The following is an 18,962-nucleotide window of genomic DNA, read 5'->3' as shown; positions in this document are numbered from 1 at the left end:
TGAGAAACCAAAGGCTACCTCTCAAGGGAAATCATGCAGAGATTTTTTACCTGGGTCATAACCTTCTTCTCTGGTATTCGTTCGATTGTCCTCATCGTGTTCGGGATCGTCTTCCTGGTTTGTGCTGGCATGGGGCTTTACGATGCCGCCACGCTTTGGCAAGCGCGTGACTGGCCGTCGGTTGCGGCTCGCGTCGATCAATGTTCGATGAACATGCGCTACAGCAAACAGGACTCGTGGTGGGACGTCTCGGCTACGTTCAGCTACGGGGACGACTTCGCTCGTCACTATCAGGAAACCTGGACGCCGCCAGATACGCCGAGGTATAGCCGTCACCCCGATCCCGTTATCAGTCAGAGTGAGCAGAACGCGCTGACGAAACGATTCTGCGACAAGGCGGCAGCCGAGGGGCTGAGGGTGTCGCCAGACCATCCATGGATGGCTTGGAGAAGCGAAGCTGTCGCAATGGGAGAGTGGAAGGCGAATGTTGTGATGATCTCGGTGTGTGGCCTGGGTGCAGTGATTCTTATTGCCCTGGGCGTGTCGCTATGGCCGGGAAGGGAGGCTGCGGTGAAGCCGGCTACTCGGAAGAAACGGCCCCAGGCGGCGAGGAAGAAGGTGTAAAAGGGTGCGGAACGGGAAGTACGGCTTCCCGTTCAACTACCCAGTCCTATCAGCCTCCGACGCTGATGCTCTGTCCATCAAGCACCGAGTCCATCTTCAACTGTGCCAGCTCAATCAGGTGTACCACACCCATCGCCACTTTGCGGTTCGAGCCGGTTTGGTTATCGGCGTGCTCATAGGCTGTGGCTGCGGCGGATTGCAGAATCGAATAGACGTTGACCAGGGCGTCTTCCTGGTGTCTTGGGGCAGGTAGATGATCATGCAGGGCAGCGTTTGGTGCGGGCTTCGAACCAGCGTCCGGCCCGAGATTGTAGTGAGACAAAGCCCGGTCGGCGGCACGAGGGTCGATGGTTTCAACGTTGAGTATCACAGGCGGATTGGGGGTGACCTTGAACATGGCAAAACTCCTTGGTAAGTGGAGTCGCCAGACATCGCTGCTAAACGGAATGGGTGGCGACTGTACGCGGGTTAGCAGACCGGTTACCAAGGGACCCGGCGCACTCGAAAGTGCCCCACGCACAGCCACCATAAAGAACAGCAGGCGCAAAAAAAAACGCCGCTTGAACGGAAGGCGGCACTTGCGTGCCTCGGTAAAAACGAGCTGCTAAACCCGGTCACTGAATTGGCAGTGACGGAGTGAAGCCTAGCCATGAGATCAGGCGCAAACAAGCGGTCGGGATTTTCTAGGAAATTTCACTCAAGGGAAAGAGAGTTCTCTCGCTTGGCGCCCAATCGCCAGACAGTATCACCGCCGATGTCAGGCCTGCGTTGCATTACATTCGCCCTGGCGATCATCAAGGACGATACAGCCTGAGCCGTATCCTTTACTCAAGTACGGCAGGTTGGTGACGGTCGCGCCTGGTCGGGAATTGGTCTCAGTCAGTGGCGAGACATTGACCATTATCATCAACGTCGCGGGAAGCGCCGCCTCCCGTTCCATGACGGAGTCCTGTCAGGCGCCAGGGCTGATGGTGTGTCCGCTCAGCACCTGGGCTTACCCTCGGAGGGTTCTCACCAAAACCAATAGGGGAGAAACCTGGGCGTCGGCTCGTTCGCCAACTCGAGGTGATAAGTGATGGGGTTAAAGAAAAATGCATCCAGCAAGAGAAATGCTCCGACCCCGAACGACAGGGTAATCAGTTCACGATGCGGATGTCCGGACCAATATTTGATTAGCGTGTAACGGACGGCGGTAAGAGCAACAAAGCTACCGAGAATACCTGGATAGTTTGGTTGCAGTGGAGTCGTTGCGTAAGCGTTATATATCAGTACTAGGAAGGCCAACCCCAATCCAACGGCGGGGAGCCCCAGGCAGAACCGCAGCAGCCAGTTTTTTGCTCTGAGAAATACGCCCGATTTATCGACAAAAATATAGGCGGCCAATAGCGAAATAGCCGGTGTGATTGAAAGTATATAGCGCGATTTTTTCGAGTTGGGAAGGGTGAAGAGTATAAGCAGGGCAAGCAACCACGCGCTGAGATAAAGCAGCATGCCGTTGTCGAACTGTCGAGGCGCACAAAAGAATTGTCTGTGTTTTTTTACGATAACGATCAAGGCAAAAAATGCCGTGACACCGTAGACCAGCAATCCTCCGGTAAAATAGAAGTAATAGCGCGGCGAATGGTTGCTGGCGAAGCGCTCCAGCCCTTGCATCATCAATACATCTTGCATGAAAGCTGTGCCGCCTTGCAGGTAGGCGGCCCATGCCAGCAAGGCAGCACCTGAAATGAAAATCAGGCCAGAGATCAATGAAAATAAAAATACCCTGCGCCACTGCCTGCTCAGCAGATAATAAGACGCGACAACGATCGCCGGGCCGATCAGGCCAATAGGGCCGCGGAACATAAAACCCAGTGCCAACCCGACAAACACAAAAAACAGGCGCGATGGATCTTTTTTCAAGTCTGCGGAGTAGGCCAGGTAGAAGCAGATCACCGTAAACAGCGCGGGATAGACGTCAAGCGCTAAAGAATTGACCCCATCCAGAAACGCCCAGGTGAACAGCGAAAAAAGGACACCATACAACCCCCATTTTCTCTCATGCAATACCCCCAGTTTATAAATAAACACCAGCATCGAAGCCGCTGAAATGCAGTAGGGTAAACCCATCGAAAGAATGGATATCCGACCAAAAGGTAAGGAAGCCAAATAAATCAGGAAGGTGTTTGCAATCGTATAGTCAGGGTAAGGTTTCAAGTCTTCGGCAATAGGAAACAGCGTCACGCCGTGGTGGAGCATGTAGTCTGCAAAATCGACAAAGCGAGTTGTATAGTTAAGGATGGCGGCCTTGTATTGTAATCCCATGAAGATGATAAGTGTGGTAAAGAAAATACCCAGGCAGGGTCTTTCGGCAATCTGTCTTGTTAAGTGCCTGGTCAAGGCTTTCATAGGATGAGTGTCTCAAAGAATGAATGATGCAAGGGGGCCGTAAGATGTAGGATTAGTCGGCCAGTGATCAGGAAAAACGCTGCACCAAAGTGCCCTGTGCATGACCACCCTTAAAACGGAGGCCGAAAAAAAGCGCCTCGGAGAAGGTGGCACTGTGCGCCTGATCAGACAGCGGATGACTAAACTCGCTCACTGAATTGACAGTGACGGAGTGAAGCCTAGCGTTCAGATCAGGCGCAAACAAGTGCTTGGAGCTTTCTAGGAAATTTCATCGAAGGGAAAAGAAGTTCTCCCACTGATCATGAATGCCCTCGAGCCCAATGTGCTGTTTTGGGCGGGGTCTGCGGCAAGCGTACATGCCGGATCGAGTTCGTCAGTGAGTCATTACTGATGGTTGCATCTTGGATCGCTGGTTGCCGCCAGTGCCTTGATTGCGCTGGCGACATTCCGGTCGCCGATCAGCGTTGACCGATGGTCAGCTCGAACGTGGCGATCCCCTCGATTCCCGCGCTGATCCGGTCACCCGCCACCAGAGCACCGACGCCGGCCGGTGTGCCGGTGAAAATCAGGTCGCCGGCCTTGAGTTCTACCGAGCACGAGATATGGCTGATGACATCCGGCACCGACCATATCTGGTCCGCCAGATCGCCGCGCTGGCGTTCGACATCGTTGACCTTCAGCCAGATCGCGCCGCTTTGCGGATGTCCCAGCGCAGTGGCGCGACGCAAGGCCGTGCAAGGCGCCGACTCGTCGAACCCCTTGGCCCAATCCCACGGCCGTCCGAGCTTCTTGGCCTGGGCCTGGATATCACGCCGCGTCAGGTCAAGACCGACGCCGTAACCCCAGACATGAGCGAGGGCGTCGTCCGGATCGATATCCGTACCACCTTCACCAATGGCTACCACCAGCTCGATCTCATGGTGCAGGTCCTGGGTCAGCGGTGGGTAGGCGATCACGCCGCTGGCCGGGACCACCGCATCGGCGGGTTTCATGAAAAAGAACGGCGGTTCACGGTCCGGGTCATGACCCATTTCCCGGGCATGTTCGGAGTAGTTGCGGCCGACGCAGAACACCCGGCGAATCGGAAAGCGCGCGGACTCGCCTTCAACGGCCAGGGAAGGGGTGGCTGGGGGGGCGAACACATAATCGCTCATGGTATTTCTCCTCGTTGGAATCGGGCCGTGGCGCTGTGGCCATGGCTCAAGTGTGGAGGAGTGGGGCGGTGGGAAATTGGACAAATCCAGCACGCTTCTGGATTTTGCACGGCAGTCGGGTGCCGTCGAGTCGCGCCTCCAGAAAGACAAAACCCGGCGATAGCCGGGTTTTGTGTGAGACGCCTTGCGCTACTCAGTTATAGCGAGTCTTCAGGCGCTCTTCGGCAGGGCGTGGTGAGCGGCCCATTCCGACTTCAGCGATTGCAGCACGCGAGCCATGAAGTCTTTGTCGGCTGCGGCTTTCTTGCCGACATAGCCCTGGCCCCGGCGGTACATCTTGATGCAGGCGAACAGCGCGGGCTGGGCCTGGCTGAAGGCGCACTCGTCGGCGTAAGGCGAGCGAGGGTCGAGTTTCACGTCTCCGGTCTGGCTGATCCAGAGAATATGGTCGTCAAGGCTGTCTTTGCGCGATGCGAACAGGCCAGCCAGTTGATCGATAGTCGTTTGATTGTTCAGATTCATGTTAAAGCCCCTTTGACCACTCGTTAATCTGTCTGGTTTACGTGTGTATCGTTGCCAAGACGGCGAATTGCTGCGGTGCCGCACACGGACAATGGTGTCCGTCGAGTGTGGCGCCGGCCCTGGGCGCGATTTATGTAGCGGGGTTCAAACCCTGCTACACGCAACGTTTCAACGATAAGAAGCAACAGCGCGATCCTTAGAACGGCGCTGACGACAGTAACGAAGTCAGCCACAAGCATTTTGAGGACGTTAGGCCGGTGCTTCTCGTCCGTTGGGACGATCACGCCAGGTCAGCTTCATCAATCTGCCTTGTGGGCAGTACAGATCCGGAACAGCTCGACGGCTTGTCGAGCCTGTTGTAACAACAGCTTTTGCGGCGCTCCCGATCGGGGAGGCAGGTCCATCATGCAAGCGCGGAAAGAAGGCGTCAACCATTTTGTAGTGAATATTTTTAAGCACTACATATTGCAAAATCGCGATTTCTTACAACTATGTAAAAGGGCCGGATGGACGAAATGTGACCGGTAAGTCTTGGTTTCACCGGTTTTACGGTCGTAGTCCATGAATTCAAGGGGCTTGCACTGTTGCAGCCTGCGTAACAGACCTTTCTTGATCTGCCGGTGTAAAACAGCGGGAGACTGGCCTAAGCTCGGTAGCTTCTGAATCCGTCTCTTTTGAATCAGCCTCGGGAAACACGATGTCACAGCTATTTCCGACGACGCGTTTGCGTCGCCTGCGTCGAAATGAAAGCCTGCGCGGCCTGTTCCAGGAAACCGAGTTCAGCCTCAATGACCTGGTATTGCCGATCTTCGTCGAGGAAGGTATCGACGATTTTGTGCCCATCACCAGCATGCCTGGTGTAATGCGGATCCCGGAAAAGAAACTGGCCAGCGAGATCGAGCGTTACGCTCGGGCCGGGATCAAGTCGGTGATGACCTTTGGTGTCTCCCACCATCTGGACGCGACGGGTAGCGACACCTGGAACGAAGAGGGCCTGGTGGCGCGCATGGTGCGTATCTGCAAGGACACGGCACCGGAAATGGTGGTGATGTCCGACACCTGTTTCTGCGAGTACACCTCCCATGGTCATTGCGGCGTGCTGCATGGCGACGCGGTCGACAACGATGCGACCCTGAAGAATCTCGGGCGCCAGGCGGTGGTAGCGGCACAGGCGGGAGCGGATTTCATCTCGCCGTCCGCGGCGATGGACGGCCAGGTCCAGGCCATTCGCAGTGCCCTGGACGCCGCCGGTTTTCTCGACACCTCGATCATGGCCTATTCGACCAAGTTCGCCTCGGCGCTCTATGGCCCGTTCCGCGAAGCGGGCGGTACGGCGCTCAAGGGCGACCGCAAGGCTTACCAGATGAACCCGATGAACCGGCGTGAGGCGGTGCGCGAGTCGCTGTTGGACGAGCAGGAAGGGGCCGATGTGCTGATGGTCAAGCCGGCCGGTGCCTACCTCGACATCATTCGCGATATCCGCGAAGCGTCGCGCCTGCCCCTGGCGGCGTATCAGGTCAGTGGCGAGTACGCGATGATCAAGTTCGGTGCCCAGGCCGGGGCCATTGACGAGCACCGTATCGTTCGCGAAAGCCTGGGTGCCATCAAGCGCGCCGGAGCGGACATTATTCTGAGTTACTTCGCGATGGACATTGCTCGCGACGGGATCTGACCCAGACAGCGCGCAAAGAAAAAGCCCGGCTGATAAGGCCGGGCTCTTGGCTGGATGCTGCGGTAACGCGACTCATGCACGATTCTGGATCAGACGGTCGGAACCACCTTCGGCAACGCGACGGTCGATCAGACGATCAGAGCCACCTTCGGCTACACGACGGTCGATCAGACGATCAGAGCCGCCTTCAGCTACACGACGGTCGATCAGACGATCAGAGCCACCTTCAGCTACACGACGATCGATCAGACGATCAGAGCCACCTTCGGCTACGCGACGGTCGATCAGGCGATCAGAGCCACCTTCAGCTACACGACGATCGATCAGACGATCAGAGCCGCCTTCAGCGACTGCTTGTTGAGTGTGTGCGACCACGGGTTGAGCCGAGGATGCAGCAAAAGCGTTGACTGCCAGTACCGAGAAAGCGAGGCCGAGAAAGAGTTGGCGTTTCATGGTGGTGTGCTCCGGGTGTTATGTGTTGGGTATGGAGCCAAGGTTACGCGCCTGGATTTTTAAGAGAACTTCATTGGGTCGATGGTGACCATCGACGGCAATGATGTAGGAGCACCGGCAGGTGTAGTGGCTGAAAATGGCCTGACTGTGTGGGTTCAAGAGTCGGGTTGTGTGATGAAATCCCAACACTGACCGCCGACCTTTTTCCACCAGGGAGCCCGACCATGAGCCAGCACGATTTCAAGCAACTGGATGTTTTCAGCCGCGAGTCATTCAAGGGCAATCCACTGGCTGTGGTCTTCGCCGCCGACCAACTGACCGATGAGCAGATGCAGGCCTTCGCAACCTGGACCAATCTCAGCGAAACCACCTTCCTGCAGGCGCCCCAGGATCCTCGGGCTGATTACCGGGTACGAATATTCACCACGATCAGGGAGCTGCCTTTCGCCGGTCACCCGACCCTGGGGTCCTGCCATGCCTGGTTGGAAGCCGGTGGCGTGCCCCGGGGCGAGGATATCGTCCAGGAGTGCGGGATCGGCCTGGTACGGATTCGGCGCGAGGGCGATGACCTGGCCTTTATCGCGCCGCCGCTGCGTCGCGCAGGCCCCCTGGACGAGGCGTTGCGTGAGCGGGTTCGCCTCGGTCTGGGACTGGCTCCGCAGGAGGTGCTCGATGCCCAGTGGGTCGACAATGGCGTTGATTGGCTGGTGCTGATGCTGCCCGATCGGGCACGGATACTGGCGGTAAAACCCGACTATGCCCAATTGAAAGGGCTGGCGGTGGGGCTGGTGGCGCCCTGGAACCCAGCACTGGATGGCGACGAATGTCAGTTCGAAGTGCGTGCTCTTATCGCCGGTGAGGGCATGTGTGAAGACCCCGCCACTGGCAGTCTGAACGCCGGTATTGCGCGTTGGCTGCTGGGAGAGGGGCGGGCACCGCAGTCGTATCGGGTCAGCCAGGGCACGGCGATGGGCCGTGCCGGGCGGATCAGTGTGGAGCAGGTGGGTGACGAAATCTGGGTCGGCGGTGCCGCCGTGACCTGCATCACCGGTAGCCTGAACCTATAAGGGTTGGGCGATCAGCATCATCGCCGCCGACAAGGTATGTCCGTCGGTAATCCTGCCGGCGGCAATCATCGCCTTGAGTTCGGCCAGTGTGACGAACAGCACCTTGTCGACCTCGCCATCGGTGTCTTCCATCGCTTCGCCATCAATGTCCACCCGGCAGACGGCAACCGCACTGGCGATCAGTGAGGTGTTGCTGTGCAGCAGGCCCAGTTCCGTGACCTTCAGCGCCGGCCAGCCGGTTTCTTCCAGCAGTTCGCGGGCGGCGGCATCACAGGCGGTTTCACCGAGGTCGATGGCGCCACGGGGAAACTCGATCGATTGGGCGCCGATGGCCCGGCGTTGCAGCACCGCCAGCATCAGGCGACCATCCGGCAGGACGGGCACCGCGACCACGCCATTGATGGCCTGGGCTTCCTTGATGATGAAATAACCCCGCTCCTTGACCACATCGAAGTAGGGCGTGTGCAGCAGGCATTCGGATTCGGTGTCGGGCTTCATGCGTGGCATTACTCCAGAAAGCAGCGGTCGAACAGATAGAGCGCGTCAGGTTTGAGGTGTTCCAGGGTGGCTTGCGGACGGCCGCCATCACCCTGTTTCTTGCGCCCGGTTTCCCGCAGGTAGCCGGCTTCGGTCATCTTCAGCAAGCGTTGCCGGGTGCTGGTCTTGAGCACCGGACGCGCCAGTACCAGGGAAAAGATCGCGGTGGCTTCCGGGGCACTGAACTCGGTACCGAGGAACATCAGCGGCAGGCTGCTGTACAGCGATTTGGACAACAGCCGTTCCTGGGCCGCCGCCGCCAGTGCGTTGTGATCGAAGGGCAGGCGCACCGAAGCATCGGCGACGCTGTCGAGGGCGAACCAGGCCTGTTGCTCGTTCAGGGTCGGCTCTTCACTGACGATGGCCAGGTAGAAGGTCGAGGATGACCAGCAGCGTGGGTCGCGAAAGGCATCGCCCACGGTGCCCACCTGTTCGATCCAGGCCAGCGGCAGGTTGACCTTGTCGCTGGCGCGCAGGCGTTCCACCGCGTCGTCCAGGGTCAGGTCGGCCACCGCGCCGTTGACCACCACGCCCGGCAGGGCCCAATGGCCCTCGAAGGGATCGGCTTCACGTTTGTGCAGCAGGATCTGCAGGGCTTGGGAGTGACGGCAGTAGAACAGCACGCACAAGTCGACGGTGTGCAGGTAGTCGCTTTTCCTCGGTGCGGTGGGGGAACGGTCCGGCATATCAAGTCCTGTGTACGGCATAGAGCCCGTAGTCTACCGGATCCATGCCGGGTGCCATCCAGTGGGCGGGCAATGTTTCGCCCTGCGCCAGCCGTTCGCGCAGTAGTGTACTGCGCACGCCCGCTTGCTCCTCCACGCACAGCACCGAGAAACGCTCGAGCAATTGCGCCCCCAGATGGAAGTCCGGCAACTGCGCGGCGACATCGTGCCCGACCACCAGGGCGATCTGGCGGGTGGGCAGTCCGGTCATCTCGGCCAGGGCGCAGAGCAGTTCATAACTGTAGATGGGCGCCTCGGTCTCCCGGGCCAATTGCTGCTCGATCCGGCACACCGAAATCGCCGACGAGCAGGCCGGACGCACCTGTTCGACGATCGCTCGCAGCCAGTCCAGGCGCCGCTCGTACTCGGCCATGTGCTTGCCATGGGGATGCCTGAAGGATGGCACCACCCATAGCGAGCGCGCGTGACGGGAGGCTTCGATCATCACCTGGGCGTGACCGGCGTGCGGGGGGTTGAAGGCACCGCCGTAGATTGCGAGTTCGTACATGGAAGGGTCTCCTTTGGCTTAAAGGTACTCGTCATGTACTTATGTATCAAGTGGCTGGCTCGTGAAGTAGATTAATTCAGACTGGATAAAATAGAAATCAATGGCGCCGCGCTTGCATTTAAAGTACATGACGTGTACTTTTGCTTCGTCGCCAAGGGAGAAACAGCCATGAATGCTCAAGTGATCAAGACCGCCGCCTTCGATGTCGACGCCCAGAAAGGCTTCACGCCACTCTGCCCGGATGAGCTGCCGGTGGTGGGCGGTCACCTGATCGGTGCCGAACTGAATTTCATGGCCTCGCTGGCCGATATCCGCATCGGCAGCAAGGACGCCCACAGTCCCCAGGCACCCTGGGTGGTGAGCTCCCACGAGCAGATGCTCAAGCCCACTGGCCTTGAGCATGCCGACCTGACCTGGGTCAGCCACTGCGTCCCCGGCACTGAAGGCTTCACGCTGCTCGATGAACTGCCGGCGCCCCAGGACTACGACTATTTTGTCTGGAAGGGCGTGGAGCCGGCACTGCACCCTTATGGCGCCTGCTTCCACGACCTCCAGCACAAACTCTCCACCGGCGTGATCGAGTACCTGAATGCCCGGCACGTCCGGCAGGTGATCGTCGGTGGCCTGGCCCTGGATTTCTGCGTCAAGACCACCGCGTTGCAGCTGGCGGGGGCGGGTTTCAAGGTCATCGTCTACCTGCCGGCCTGCCGTGCCCTCAGCGCTGACGGCGCGCAGCAGGCGGTCCACGACCTGCAACAGGCGCGTGTCGAGGTGGTCAACAGTCGCGAACAGCTGGCCCGTGCGGCGGGTCACAAGGAGTAAGTCATGGAAAGTGCATTCAACTGCGAAGGCGGCCTCATCCAGGGACTGCTGGACACCGACTACTACACCTTCACCATGATGCAGGCGGTGTTGCACCAGTACCCCAACGTCGAGGTGGAGTATCAGTTCATCGTGCGTTCCCGGGAGAGGCTCACGCACCTGATCCCCGAGCTGCGCCTGGAGCTGGAAAAGCTCGCCGACCTGCAAATGCGCGACGGTGAACTGCGCTTCCTCTTCAACCGGCGTTTTCGCGAATACCTGACACCGGATTTCGAGCAGTTCCTCGGGTTGTTCCGGTTCAACCTGAGCTATATCCATGTCAGCGAAATCGACGATCAGCTGAGCATCCGCGTCCGCGGCCCGATGCTGCACTGCATCATGTTCGAACAGCCGGTGCTGGCCCTGGTCAGCGAATTGCGCAATCGCGACAGATACCCGGACGTGGCGTTGGAAGATGTCAGCCGCAAGCTCTACCAGAAGTTCGAGTGGCTGGAGAAAAACCTCAGCCGCGAGGAACTGGCCGACCTGCGGGTCTCGGACTTCTCGACCCGTCGCCGGCTGTCGTTCCGTGCCCAGCGTGAGGTGGTGGATATCATGCGGCGGGATTTCCCTGGCGTGTTCGTCGGTACCAGCAATGCGCACCTGGCCTATGAGTTCGACCTTCCGCTGATCGGCACCATGGCCCACCAATGGCTGATGGTGCACCAGCAACTCGGCCGTCTGCGGGAAAGCCAGAATGCGGCGCTGGAGAACTGGGTACGCGAATACCGCGGACGTCTCGGCATCGCCCTGACCGACTGCATCAGCACCGATTTCTTCCTCAAGGATTTCGACCTGTATTTCGCCAAGCTCTACGATGGCCTGCGCCAGGACTCGGGCGATCCGATTGTCTGGGCCGACAAGGTGCTGGCGCGTTATGCACAGTTGGGGATCGATCCGATGACCAAGGACCTGATGTTTTCCGATGGGCTGAATTTCGAGAAGTGCCTGCCGATCCTTCGCCACATTCGCGGCAAGGCCCGGTTCGGCTTCGGCATGGGCACCAGCCTGGCCTGCGATGTCGATGGGGTCGAACCGCTGAGCATCGTGATGAAGCTGGTGCGGGTCCACGGCGAACCGGTGGTGAAGTTCTCCGATGACCCAGTGAAGAACGTTTGTGAAGACCCTTCGTTCCTGCGTTATGCGGCGCAGGTGTTCAACGTGACTGAACTCAACCAGAAACTGGAGGTGTGAGATGGGAACCGAGAATCAGGATCGTATTGCCAAGGTGCTTGGGGTGAACCGGCAGTTGGTACCGGGCGACGAGGCGGCGGAACTGGCTCGCCGCATCAACTTCATCAAGGCGCTGTTGAAGCGCTCCGGTTGCGAGGCGCTGGTGTTGGGGATCAGCGGCGGCGTCGACTCACTGACGGCGGGGCGGCTGTGTCAGTTGGCGGTGGAGCAGTTGCGGGAGGAGGGGGGGACGGCGCGCTTTATCGCCATGCGTTTGCCTTATCGGACCCAGGCTGACGAAAGCGATGCCCAGGCGTCCCTGGCCTTTATCCGGCCGGACCAGATCAGCACCGCGAATATCTCGGCTTGTGTGGACGGGTTGATGGGCAGTCTTGAAATCGAGGACCAGGACGCGACGCCGGCACAGGTGGATTTCGTCAAAGGCAATGTCAAGGCCCGGGCGCGGATGATGACCCAGTATGCCCTCGCCAACTTCGTCAACGGGCTGGTGGTCGGCACCGATCACGCCGCGGAGGCGCTGATGGGTTTTTTCACCAAGTTCGGTGACGGGGCCTGCGACCTGGCGCCCTTGTCCGGTTTGACCAAGGGCCAGGTGCGGCGGCTGGCCTTGGCCCTGGGGGCTCCCGAGCCACTGGTGTACAAGGAGCCGACAGCCGACCTTGAGGAGTTGGTGCCGGGCAGGCCGGACGAGCTCGCCTATGGTTGCACCTATGCCGAGATCGACGCCTACTTGCTGGGGCTGCCGGTGTCGGCGCGGGCCAGCGCGATCATCGAAGCCGCCTACGCCAGGACCGCGCACAAGCGGGCTTTGCCGTACTCGCCGGTGTGAGCCGGGGTCAGCGCGGGGTGTCGAGGGTCTTGTTCAAGGCCACATACTGCAACAGCATGATGGTCTTGGCATCGACGATTTCCCCACGCCGGACGGCTTGCAGTGCGTCGTCCAGGGACAACTCCAGCACTTCCAGGTCCTCGCCCTCGGCTTCCAGGCCGCCACCGTGGCTGACCTTGCTGTCGCCGTCGTATTCGCCGAGGAAGAAATGCAGTTTCTCGGTCACCGAGCCCGGGCTCATGAAGGCTTCGAAGATTTTTTCCACGTTCTGTACGCGGTAGCCGGTTTCTTCCTCGGCTTCGGCGCGGATGCGGTCTTCGGGTGAAGCGTTTTCCAGCAGGCCGGCGGCGGCTTCCACCAGCATGCCGTCGTGGCCGTTGACGAATACCGGGAAGCGGAATTGCCGGGTCAGCACCACGGTCTGTTTTTCGCGGTTGAACAGCAGGATGGTCGCGCCATTGCCGCGGTCGTAGGTCTCGCGACTTTGCCGCTGCCAGGTGCCGTCGCTGCGCAGGAAATCGAAGGTGGTTTTCTTCAGCAGGTACCAGTCGTCCGAGAGGACGGTGCTGTCGATGATGCGAACCCGGTCTTTCGTTGCGGTCATGATCCACGCCCTGTGGTGTGCAAAGCGCAGATCATACAAGGGTGTCGGGATTCTGTGGTGTCTGTCAGGCCCTCTTCGCGGGCAAGCCCTGCTCCTACAGGTTTGTGTCGTACACAAAATCTGTGGACGACGCAGTACTGTAGGAGCAGGGCTTGCCCGCGAAGAGGCCCCTGAGATCGCTAGAGATTCTATGCCAGCGCCGGCTGACGCTTCCGACGGCTCGCGACCATCAGGAAACTCAACAGCGCCACCAGCGGCATCGCGCTGCCCAGCGCCATGATCGCCAGCCAGCCGCCTTGCTCATACAACACGCTGGCCAGGGCCGAGCCGGTAGCGCCGCCGATGAAAATGCTGGTCATGTACAAGGCATTCAGGCGACCGCGGCTGGCTGCATCAAGGGCGTAGACGGAACGCTGCCCGAGCACCATGTTCATCTGCACCGCGAAGTCCAGCAACACGCCGGTCACCGCCAGGCCGATCACGCTATAGGCCGGATGAATCAGCGCCGGGGCAAAGCTCAGGGTTGCCAGCAACATCGCCAGCCAGGACGCCCGGTGTGTATGCCCGGCATCCGCCAGCCGACCCGCCATCGGCGCGGCGATGGCCCCCATCGCTCCGACCAGGGCAAACAAGGCGATCTGCGACTGCGACAAGCCATGGACCCGCGACAGCTCCAGGGGCACGGCGGTCCAGAACAGGCTGAAGGTGGCGAACATCAGGCCCTGGTACCAGGCGCGCTGACGCAGCACCGGTTGGTCGCGAAAGAGTTTCCCCAGCGACCCCAGCAGTTGCCCGTAGGTGGCGCTGTGGTTGGGCTGGCGCTTGGGCATGGTGGTGAGGATCACCAGCATGATGAACAGCATCAGCACGGCGGCGGCGATAAACACCGTGCGCCAGCCGGAGTGGTCGGCGATCACGCTGGACAGCGGCCGCGCCAGCAGGATACCCAGCAGCAGGCCGCCCATGATCCCGCCCACCACGCGCCCGCGTGATTCTTCAGGGGCCAGGTGCGCGGCCAGGGGAATCAGGATCTGCACCGATACCGAACTGAAGCCGATCAGCAGCGACACCACCAGGAACACCCCGGGCTGGCGGGCCAGGCCGGCGGCCACCAGGCTGATCACCGCGATCAGCGCGGTGCCGATCATCAGCTTGCGGTTTTCCAGCAGATCACCCAGCGGCACCAGGAAAAACAGGCCCAGGGCGTAGCCGATCTGGGTCAGGGACACGATCAGGCTGGCGCTGTGGGCGGAAATACCGAGGTCCGGAGCGATGAGCTCGATGATCGGCTGGGCGTAGTAGATGTTGGCCACAATGGCGCCACAGCAGAAGGCGAACAACATCACCAGGGCTCGGGTCATCACGGGGGCGGGGTGGTTATTCATCGGCGAAGGCTCTGGAACGGACGGAAAGCGAGTCTAGACATTGGCGGGCGGCGGTGTAAGAGGGTCACAGGCATAGTCGATATCAGCCATGTTGATTATTCGACGGCTATCAATGGGAGTTGTTCGAAGATGTAACAACTTGCTCGCGGTCTTGCCTTCGATTTTATAAATCCCATTTTTAATCAATGACTTGCCCTTTAAGTCCGCGCATCTGCGGATTTTCCCAAGAGATTGCGATGTTACTGAACACTTGTTTAGTATCGACCGCAACGCTTCACCTCACGCTCAAAAACAATAAGACGAGGGCCCTTCATGACCTCCCACCCGACACTGCTTCACGCGGTCGAGGCCGGCATCGCCCGGATCACCCTCAACCGTCCCGAGCAACGCAATGCGCTGGACATTCCCACCCTCAAGGCACTGATCGACCTGCTGGAACGCTTCGAAGCCGACCCAGCGGTGCGGGTGCTGGTGCTGACCGGCAGCGGCCGCAGCTTCTGCGCCGGCGCGGACCTGGCGGAATGGGCTGATGCCGAACGCCGTGGAATCCTCGAAAGCTATGGCTGGACCGAAACTGCCCACCTCCTGATGAATCGCCTGTACAACTTCGCCAAACCGACCATCGCCGCCATCAACGGCACGTCGGTGGGGGCCGGGATGGACCTGACCCTGTGCTGCGATTTCCGCCTGGCCGCGCAATCGGCGCGCTTCAAGGCCGGCTATACCAGCATGGCTTATTCGCCGGACGCCGGGGCCAGTTGGCACTTGCCACGCCTGATCGGTAGCGAGCAGGCCAAGCGCCTGTTGTTCCTCGACGAACTCTGGGGCGCCGACCGCGCCCTGGCCACCGGCCTGGTAAGCGAAGTCTGCGCCGATGAGCAGCTGGCATCCGCCGCCACCGAGCTGGCCGCCCGACTGGCGTCAGGCCCGACCTTCGCCTTTGCCCAGAGCAAAGTGCTGATCCGCGACGGCGCCCAGCGCAGCCTGGCCGAACAGCTCCAGGCCGAACAGGCCGCCGGCCTGCTCTGCGGTCGCAGCCGCGATGGTGCCGAGGCACTCCAGGCCGCGGTGGAAAAACGCGCCCCTCATTTTATCGGCCAGTAACCGAACAGCAGGTACCCCATGAATTTCCAACTGACCCAAGAGCAGGACATGCTGGTGGACGCCGTTCGCAGCTTTGTCGAGAAAGAACTGCTGCCCCATGAGGAAGCCGTTGACCGCGCCGACGCGGTGTCGCCGGAACTGGCCGCACAGATTCGCGCCAAGGCCATCGCGGCTGGCTTCTATGCCTTCAACATGCCGGAAGAAGTCGGTGGCGGTGGCCTCGACTACCTGTCCCAGGCGCTGATCGAGCGTGAGCTGTCAAAAGTGTCCTGGGCGCTGCATGTGTTTGTCGCGCGCCCGTCGAAGATCCTGATGGCCTGCACCGGGGTGCAGATCGAGGACTACTTGTTGCCCTGTGTGCGCGGTGAAAAGGTCGACTGTTTCGCCCTGACCGAGCCCGGCGCCGGCTCCGATGCCAATGCGATCAAGACCCGTGCGGTGCGCGATGGCGATGATTTCGTCCTCAATGGCAGCAAGCATTTCATCAGCCATGCCGGGCACGCGGACTTCGCCATCGTCTTCGCGGTGACCGACACCTACGAACACAATGGCCGCCAGCGCAACGCCGTGACCTCGTTCCTGGTGGATCGCGACACTCCCGGCATGACCATCCGCCGTGGCCCGAGATGCGTCAGCAACCGCGGTTATCACACCAGCGAAATCTTCTTCGACGACTGCCGAGTCCCGGCGGCCAAGGTGCTGGGCGAGATCGGCAAGGGCTGGGACGTCGCCAATGCCTGGCTGACCGCCGGGCGGGTGATGGTCGCGGCCAACTGTGTCGGCCAGGCCCAGCGGGCGTTGGATGTGGCGTTGCAATGGTCGGCCGATCGCAAGCAATTCGGCCAGGCCATTGGTACCTACCAGGGCATCTCTTTCAAGCTGGCGGACATGGCCACGGAAATCCGCGCCGCCGAACTGATGACCCTGCACACCGCCTGGAAAATGGACCAGGGCACCATGACCGACGGTGAGGCCGGTATGGCCAAGCTGTTCGCCAGCGAAGTACTGGGCCGCGCCGCCGACGAAGCGGTGCAGATTTTTGGCGGCATGGGCCTGATGGACGAAGGGCCGGTGGAGCGGATCTGGCGCAATGCGCGGATCGAGCGGATCTGGGAAGGCACCTCGGAAATCCAGCGCCATATCATTTCTCGCGAACTGCTGCGGCCGCTGCTGCGCTGATCGGACCAGGAGAGCACTATGTCCATCAGAGACAACCTCAAGCGCCTGCTTGCGCCGCGTCACCTGGCCTTCGTGGGTGGGCGCAGCATGGCGCGGGCGTTCAAGCGCTGTGCCGACGGCGGTTTCCCGGGCCAGATGTGGTTGGTCAATCCGCAGCATGCCGAACTCGACGGGATTCCCTGCGTGGCGTCGGTTGCGCAGTTGCCCTGTGGACCGGACGCGGTGTTTATCGCCACCAACCGCGAACTGACCCTGGCCTGTGTCGCCGAGCTGGCGGCCAAGGGCGCGGGCGGGGCGATCTGCTATGCCTCCGGCTTTGCCGAAACCGGCGAAGCGGGGCAGGCCCTGCAGGAACAATTGCTGCAGGCGGCGGGCGAGATGGCGCTGCTCGGGCCCAACTGTTATGGCTTGCTCGACTATCTGCACAATGTTGCCCTGTGGCCGGTGGCCCACGGCGGCAAGGCGGTGGAGAAGGGCGTGGCGGTGCTGACCCAGAGCGGCAACTTCGCCTACAACCTGTCCATGAGCGACCGCTCCTTGCCCCTGGCCTATATGGCTTCGGTGGGCAATCAGGCGCAGTTGGGCGTGGCCGAATTGATGGACGTGCTGCTCGACGAGCCACGGGTCACCGCCATCGGCCTGCACCTGGAAGGGTTGAAGAATGTCCAGGGTTTTGCCCGGGCGGCGTACAAGGCGCTGGAGAAAGGTATTCCGGTGATCGCCCTGAAAACCGGGGTGTCGCAGATCGGTGCCGAGCTGGCCCTCAGTCACACCAGCTCCCTGGCCGGTTCCGATGCGCTGTACGACAGCCTGTTCGCGCGTCTCGGGGTGATTCGGGTCAGTGGCCCGGTGAGTTTTGTCGAAACCCTCAAGGCGGCGGCCTGCGGTCATTTGCCGGCGGGTCCGAGCCTGACCGGGCTGGCCTGCTCCGGCGGTGATGCGGGGCTGATCGCCGACTACGCCGAGCGTAATGGCCTGACCTTGTCCGCCCTGGACGAAGGCCAGCGCGGCGAACTGGCGCAGGTGTTGCCCAGCTACGCCAACCTGGTCAATCCGCTGGATTTCACCACGGCGATCTGGGGCGACCGTGACGCCCTGGCAAAGATGCTCGAAACGGCCTTGCGTACCCCGTCCGATGCCGCCTTGCTGGTGCTCGATTATCCGGCGCAGTTTACCGGCGAGCGCAAGGAATGCGATCTCCTGCTGGAGCTGTATTGCGAGTGCCTGGAGCGGCATGGCAAGAGCGGTTTCGTTGCCTCGGCCTTTCCCGAGTTATTGCCGGCCCATGCCCGCGAACGTCTGCACGCCCACGGCGTACCGGCGTTGCAAGGGGTGGAAGACGGGCTGGCGGCCTGGGGCCGGATCGCCCATTACCGCCAGCGGCGCGAGGCCTTGTTGTATGGCGGTGAGGCGGCGTTGTTGCCGGTATGCCCGGATGCTGTGCTGGGTAGCGGACGGCTGCTGGATGAGTGGCAGTCCAAGCAAGCCTTGCGGCCCTTCGGCCTGCCGTTGCCCGAGGGTCGGTTGTGTCGGCCGGAGCAGGCGTTGGTCGAGGCCCGCAGCCTGGGTTACCCGCTGGTGCTCAAGGTGGTCAGTGCCGATTTGCCGCACAAGACCGAGGCCGGTGGTGTCGCCCTTAACCTCAAGGACGAGGTGGCGTTGCAGGCGGCGCTCGAGACCATGCGCGGCAACCTGGCCCGACATGCGCCGGAGCTCGCTTTCAATCAGGTGTTGCTGGAGCGCATGGCCGCGCCACCGTTGGCGGAACTGATCGTCGGCGTCAAGCGCGAAGCCGGTTTCGGCCTGGCGCTGGTGATCGGCGCCGGGGGGATTCTGGTGGAGTTGCTCAAGGACAGCTGCAGCCTGCTGCTGCCGACCACCGACCAGGCCATTCACCAGGCGTTGCTGGGCTTGCGTTGCGCACCGCTGCTGACCGGTTTTCGCGGTGGCCCCGCGGTGGATATGCCGGCTCTGGTCAAGGCGATTCGCGCGGTGGCGGATTACGCCTGCGAGAACGCCGGGCCATTGCTGGAACTGGATGTGAATCCGCTGCTGGTCAACGCCGAGGGCACGGTGGCGGTGGATGCGTTGATCCGTTTGGCCTAATACCGCATCAGCAAACGAACCCTTTCCCGCAACGTAACAGGGGCAATTCG

General features: G+C 60.7%; 20 protein-coding genes. 9 read left to right on the top strand and 11 right to left on the bottom strand.

Going from position 1 to position 18,962, the window contains the following annotated elements; translation table 11 throughout:
- The first annotated feature begins 33 nt into the window (after positions 1–33).
- Complete coding sequence (locus M5C71_RS06045; RefSeq protein ID WP_248767451.1) at positions 34–624, top strand: hypothetical protein; 591 nt, start codon at positions 34–36, stop codon at positions 622–624.
- 49 nt (positions 625–673) lie between these two features.
- Here the strand turns inward: M5C71_RS06045 and M5C71_RS06040 are convergent, their stop codons facing one another.
- The 5 genes from M5C71_RS06040 to M5C71_RS06020 form a co-directional block, all read right to left on the bottom strand.
- A complete protein-coding gene (locus M5C71_RS06040; protein WP_248767450.1) occupies positions 674–1,021 on the bottom strand; it encodes a hypothetical protein in 348 nt (115 codons plus the stop codon).
- Between the two features lie 360 nt (positions 1,022–1,381).
- Positions 1,382–1,564, bottom strand: a complete 183-nt coding sequence (locus M5C71_RS06035; RefSeq protein WP_248767449.1) for a hypothetical protein — start codon at positions 1,562–1,564, stop codon at positions 1,382–1,384.
- A 71-nt stretch (positions 1,565–1,635) separates the two neighbouring features.
- Positions 1,636–3,012 carry a glycosyltransferase family 39 protein gene (locus tag M5C71_RS06030; protein ID WP_248767448.1) on the bottom strand — a complete coding sequence of 459 codons (1,377 nt, stop codon included), beginning with the start codon at positions 3,010–3,012 and terminating at the stop codon, positions 1,636–1,638.
- Positions 3,013–3,470: 458 nt separating this feature from the next.
- On the bottom strand, positions 3,471–4,166 hold the full coding sequence (locus tag M5C71_RS06025; protein WP_248767447.1) for a fumarylacetoacetate hydrolase family protein: 696 nt from the start codon (positions 4,164–4,166) through the stop codon (positions 3,471–3,473).
- 210 nt (positions 4,167–4,376) lie between these two features.
- The gene (locus M5C71_RS06020; RefSeq protein ID WP_248767446.1) at positions 4,377–4,688 is read right to left on the bottom strand and encodes a hypothetical protein; all 312 of its coding nucleotides are present in this window, start codon (positions 4,686–4,688) and stop codon (positions 4,377–4,379) included.
- Positions 4,689–5,385: 697 nt separating this feature from the next.
- Between M5C71_RS06020 and hemB the strand changes: the two genes are divergently transcribed.
- Positions 5,386–6,360 carry a porphobilinogen synthase gene (gene hemB / locus M5C71_RS06015; protein ID WP_103499260.1) on the top strand — a complete coding sequence of 325 codons (975 nt, stop codon included), beginning with the start codon at positions 5,386–5,388 and terminating at the stop codon, positions 6,358–6,360.
- 72 nt (positions 6,361–6,432) lie between these two features.
- On the opposite strand, the gene M5C71_RS06010 is transcribed toward hemB, so the two are convergent.
- The gene (locus M5C71_RS06010; RefSeq protein WP_248767445.1) at positions 6,433–6,813 is read right to left on the bottom strand and encodes a hypothetical protein; all 381 of its coding nucleotides are present in this window, start codon (positions 6,811–6,813) and stop codon (positions 6,433–6,435) included.
- A gap of 224 nt (positions 6,814–7,037) precedes the next feature.
- Here M5C71_RS06010 and M5C71_RS06005 point away from each other — a divergent pair, with 224 nt between their 5' ends.
- Complete coding sequence (locus M5C71_RS06005) at positions 7,038–7,880, top strand: PhzF family phenazine biosynthesis protein (RefSeq protein ID WP_248767444.1); 843 nt, start codon at positions 7,038–7,040, stop codon at positions 7,878–7,880.
- On the opposite strand, the gene M5C71_RS06000 is transcribed toward M5C71_RS06005, so the two are convergent.
- The 3 genes from M5C71_RS06000 to M5C71_RS05990 are packed head-to-tail and all read right to left on the bottom strand — an operon-like array spanning position 7,875 to position 9,650.
- The gene (locus M5C71_RS06000; protein ID WP_248767443.1) at positions 7,875–8,378 is read right to left on the bottom strand and encodes an NUDIX hydrolase; all 504 of its coding nucleotides are present in this window, start codon (positions 8,376–8,378) and stop codon (positions 7,875–7,877) included. The genes M5C71_RS06005 and M5C71_RS06000 overlap by 6 nt on opposite strands.
- An 8-nt stretch (positions 8,379–8,386) precedes the next feature.
- Positions 8,387–9,103, bottom strand: coding sequence for an NUDIX hydrolase (locus M5C71_RS05995; RefSeq protein ID WP_103498745.1), 717 nt, complete (start codon positions 9,101–9,103; stop codon positions 8,387–8,389).
- A 1-nt stretch (position 9,104) separates the two neighbouring features.
- A complete protein-coding gene (locus tag M5C71_RS05990) occupies positions 9,105–9,650 on the bottom strand; it encodes an adenylyltransferase/cytidyltransferase family protein (RefSeq protein ID WP_103498744.1) in 546 nt (181 codons plus the stop codon).
- Between the two features lie 168 nt (positions 9,651–9,818).
- Here M5C71_RS05990 and M5C71_RS05985 point away from each other — a divergent pair, with 168 nt between their 5' ends.
- From M5C71_RS05985 to nadE, 3 genes are read left to right on the top strand one after another with little or no spacing between them, the layout of a single operon-like run.
- Complete coding sequence (locus tag M5C71_RS05985; protein ID WP_248767442.1) at positions 9,819–10,472, top strand: isochorismatase family protein; 654 nt, start codon at positions 9,819–9,821, stop codon at positions 10,470–10,472.
- A gap of 3 nt (positions 10,473–10,475) precedes the next feature.
- Complete coding sequence (pncB, locus tag M5C71_RS05980; protein ID WP_248767441.1) at positions 10,476–11,705, top strand: nicotinate phosphoribosyltransferase; 1,230 nt, start codon at positions 10,476–10,478, stop codon at positions 11,703–11,705.
- A gap of 1 nt (position 11,706) precedes the next feature.
- Positions 11,707–12,534 carry an ammonia-dependent NAD(+) synthetase gene (gene nadE / locus M5C71_RS05975; RefSeq protein WP_103498741.1) on the top strand — a complete coding sequence of 276 codons (828 nt, stop codon included), beginning with the start codon at positions 11,707–11,709 and terminating at the stop codon, positions 12,532–12,534.
- Between the two features lie 7 nt (positions 12,535–12,541).
- Here nadE and M5C71_RS05970 read toward each other — a convergent pair whose 3' ends face one another.
- Both M5C71_RS05970 and M5C71_RS05965 read right to left on the bottom strand, forming a co-directional pair.
- Positions 12,542–13,138 carry an NUDIX domain-containing protein gene (locus tag M5C71_RS05970; protein ID WP_152739576.1) on the bottom strand — a complete coding sequence of 199 codons (597 nt, stop codon included), beginning with the start codon at positions 13,136–13,138 and terminating at the stop codon, positions 12,542–12,544.
- 188 nt (positions 13,139–13,326) lie between these two features.
- Positions 13,327–14,523 carry an MFS transporter gene (locus M5C71_RS05965; protein ID WP_248767440.1) on the bottom strand — a complete coding sequence of 399 codons (1,197 nt, stop codon included), beginning with the start codon at positions 14,521–14,523 and terminating at the stop codon, positions 13,327–13,329.
- Positions 14,524–14,835: 312 nt separating this feature from the next.
- Between M5C71_RS05965 and M5C71_RS05960 the strand changes: the two genes are divergently transcribed.
- Genes M5C71_RS05960 through M5C71_RS05950 form a run of 3 tightly spaced genes read left to right on the top strand, consistent with a single transcriptional unit; the run spans position 14,836 to position 18,912 of the window.
- Entirely contained in the window at positions 14,836–15,627 is a 792-nt protein-coding gene (locus M5C71_RS05960) for an enoyl-CoA hydratase-related protein (protein WP_103498738.1), read from the top strand.
- Between the two features lie 18 nt (positions 15,628–15,645).
- Positions 15,646–16,806: an acyl-CoA dehydrogenase family protein gene (locus tag M5C71_RS05955; protein WP_103498737.1), complete on the top strand. Its 1,161-nt coding sequence runs from the start codon at positions 15,646–15,648 to the stop codon at positions 16,804–16,806.
- Between the two features lie 18 nt (positions 16,807–16,824).
- Entirely contained in the window at positions 16,825–18,912 is a 2,088-nt protein-coding gene (locus M5C71_RS05950) for an acetate--CoA ligase family protein (protein ID WP_248767439.1), read from the top strand.
- Positions 18,913–18,962: the final 50 nt, after the last annotated feature.

This window comes from Pseudomonas sp. MWU12-2345 (genome assembly GCF_023242385.1).
GTDB classification, from domain to species: Bacteria; Pseudomonadota; Gammaproteobacteria; order Pseudomonadales; family Pseudomonadaceae; genus Aquipseudomonas; species Aquipseudomonas gingeri_D.
The sequence above is the reverse complement of the archived record's forward strand: the minus strand, read 5'-3'. Positions and strand labels throughout refer to the sequence as shown.

Coding starts and splice junctions, on each gene's coding strand:
- M5C71_RS06045 (WP_248767451.1), top strand. CDS start 34: ATGCAGAGATTTTTTACCTGGGTCATAACCTTCTTCTCTGGTATTCGT.
- M5C71_RS06040 (WP_248767450.1), bottom strand. CDS start 1,021: ATGTTCAAGGTCACCCCCAATCCGCCTGTGATACTCAACGTTGAAACC.
- M5C71_RS06035 (WP_248767449.1), bottom strand. CDS start 1,564: ATGGAACGGGAGGCGGCGCTTCCCGCGACGTTGATGATAATGGTCAAT.
- M5C71_RS06030 (WP_248767448.1), bottom strand. CDS start 3,012: ATGAAAGCCTTGACCAGGCACTTAACAAGACAGATTGCCGAAAGACCC.
- M5C71_RS06025 (WP_248767447.1), bottom strand. CDS start 4,166: ATGAGCGATTATGTGTTCGCCCCCCCAGCCACCCCTTCCCTGGCCGTT.
- M5C71_RS06020 (WP_248767446.1), bottom strand. CDS start 4,688: ATGAATCTGAACAATCAAACGACTATCGATCAACTGGCTGGCCTGTTC.
- hemB (WP_103499260.1), top strand. CDS start 5,386: ATGTCACAGCTATTTCCGACGACGCGTTTGCGTCGCCTGCGTCGAAAT.
- M5C71_RS06010 (WP_248767445.1), bottom strand. CDS start 6,813: ATGAAACGCCAACTCTTTCTCGGCCTCGCTTTCTCGGTACTGGCAGTC.
- M5C71_RS06005 (WP_248767444.1), top strand. CDS start 7,038: ATGAGCCAGCACGATTTCAAGCAACTGGATGTTTTCAGCCGCGAGTCA.
- M5C71_RS06000 (WP_248767443.1), bottom strand. CDS start 8,378: ATGAAGCCCGACACCGAATCCGAATGCCTGCTGCACACGCCCTACTTC.
- M5C71_RS05995 (WP_103498745.1), bottom strand. CDS start 9,103: ATGCCGGACCGTTCCCCCACCGCACCGAGGAAAAGCGACTACCTGCAC.
- M5C71_RS05990 (WP_103498744.1), bottom strand. CDS start 9,650: ATGTACGAACTCGCAATCTACGGCGGTGCCTTCAACCCCCCGCACGCC.
- M5C71_RS05985 (WP_248767442.1), top strand. CDS start 9,819: ATGAATGCTCAAGTGATCAAGACCGCCGCCTTCGATGTCGACGCCCAG.
- pncB (WP_248767441.1), top strand. CDS start 10,476: ATGGAAAGTGCATTCAACTGCGAAGGCGGCCTCATCCAGGGACTGCTG.
- nadE (WP_103498741.1), top strand. CDS start 11,707: ATGGGAACCGAGAATCAGGATCGTATTGCCAAGGTGCTTGGGGTGAAC.
- M5C71_RS05970 (WP_152739576.1), bottom strand. CDS start 13,138: ATGACCGCAACGAAAGACCGGGTTCGCATCATCGACAGCACCGTCCTC.
- M5C71_RS05965 (WP_248767440.1), bottom strand. CDS start 14,523: ATGAATAACCACCCCGCCCCCGTGATGACCCGAGCCCTGGTGATGTTG.
- M5C71_RS05960 (WP_103498738.1), top strand. CDS start 14,836: ATGACCTCCCACCCGACACTGCTTCACGCGGTCGAGGCCGGCATCGCC.
- M5C71_RS05955 (WP_103498737.1), top strand. CDS start 15,646: ATGAATTTCCAACTGACCCAAGAGCAGGACATGCTGGTGGACGCCGTT.
- M5C71_RS05950 (WP_248767439.1), top strand. CDS start 16,825: ATGTCCATCAGAGACAACCTCAAGCGCCTGCTTGCGCCGCGTCACCTG.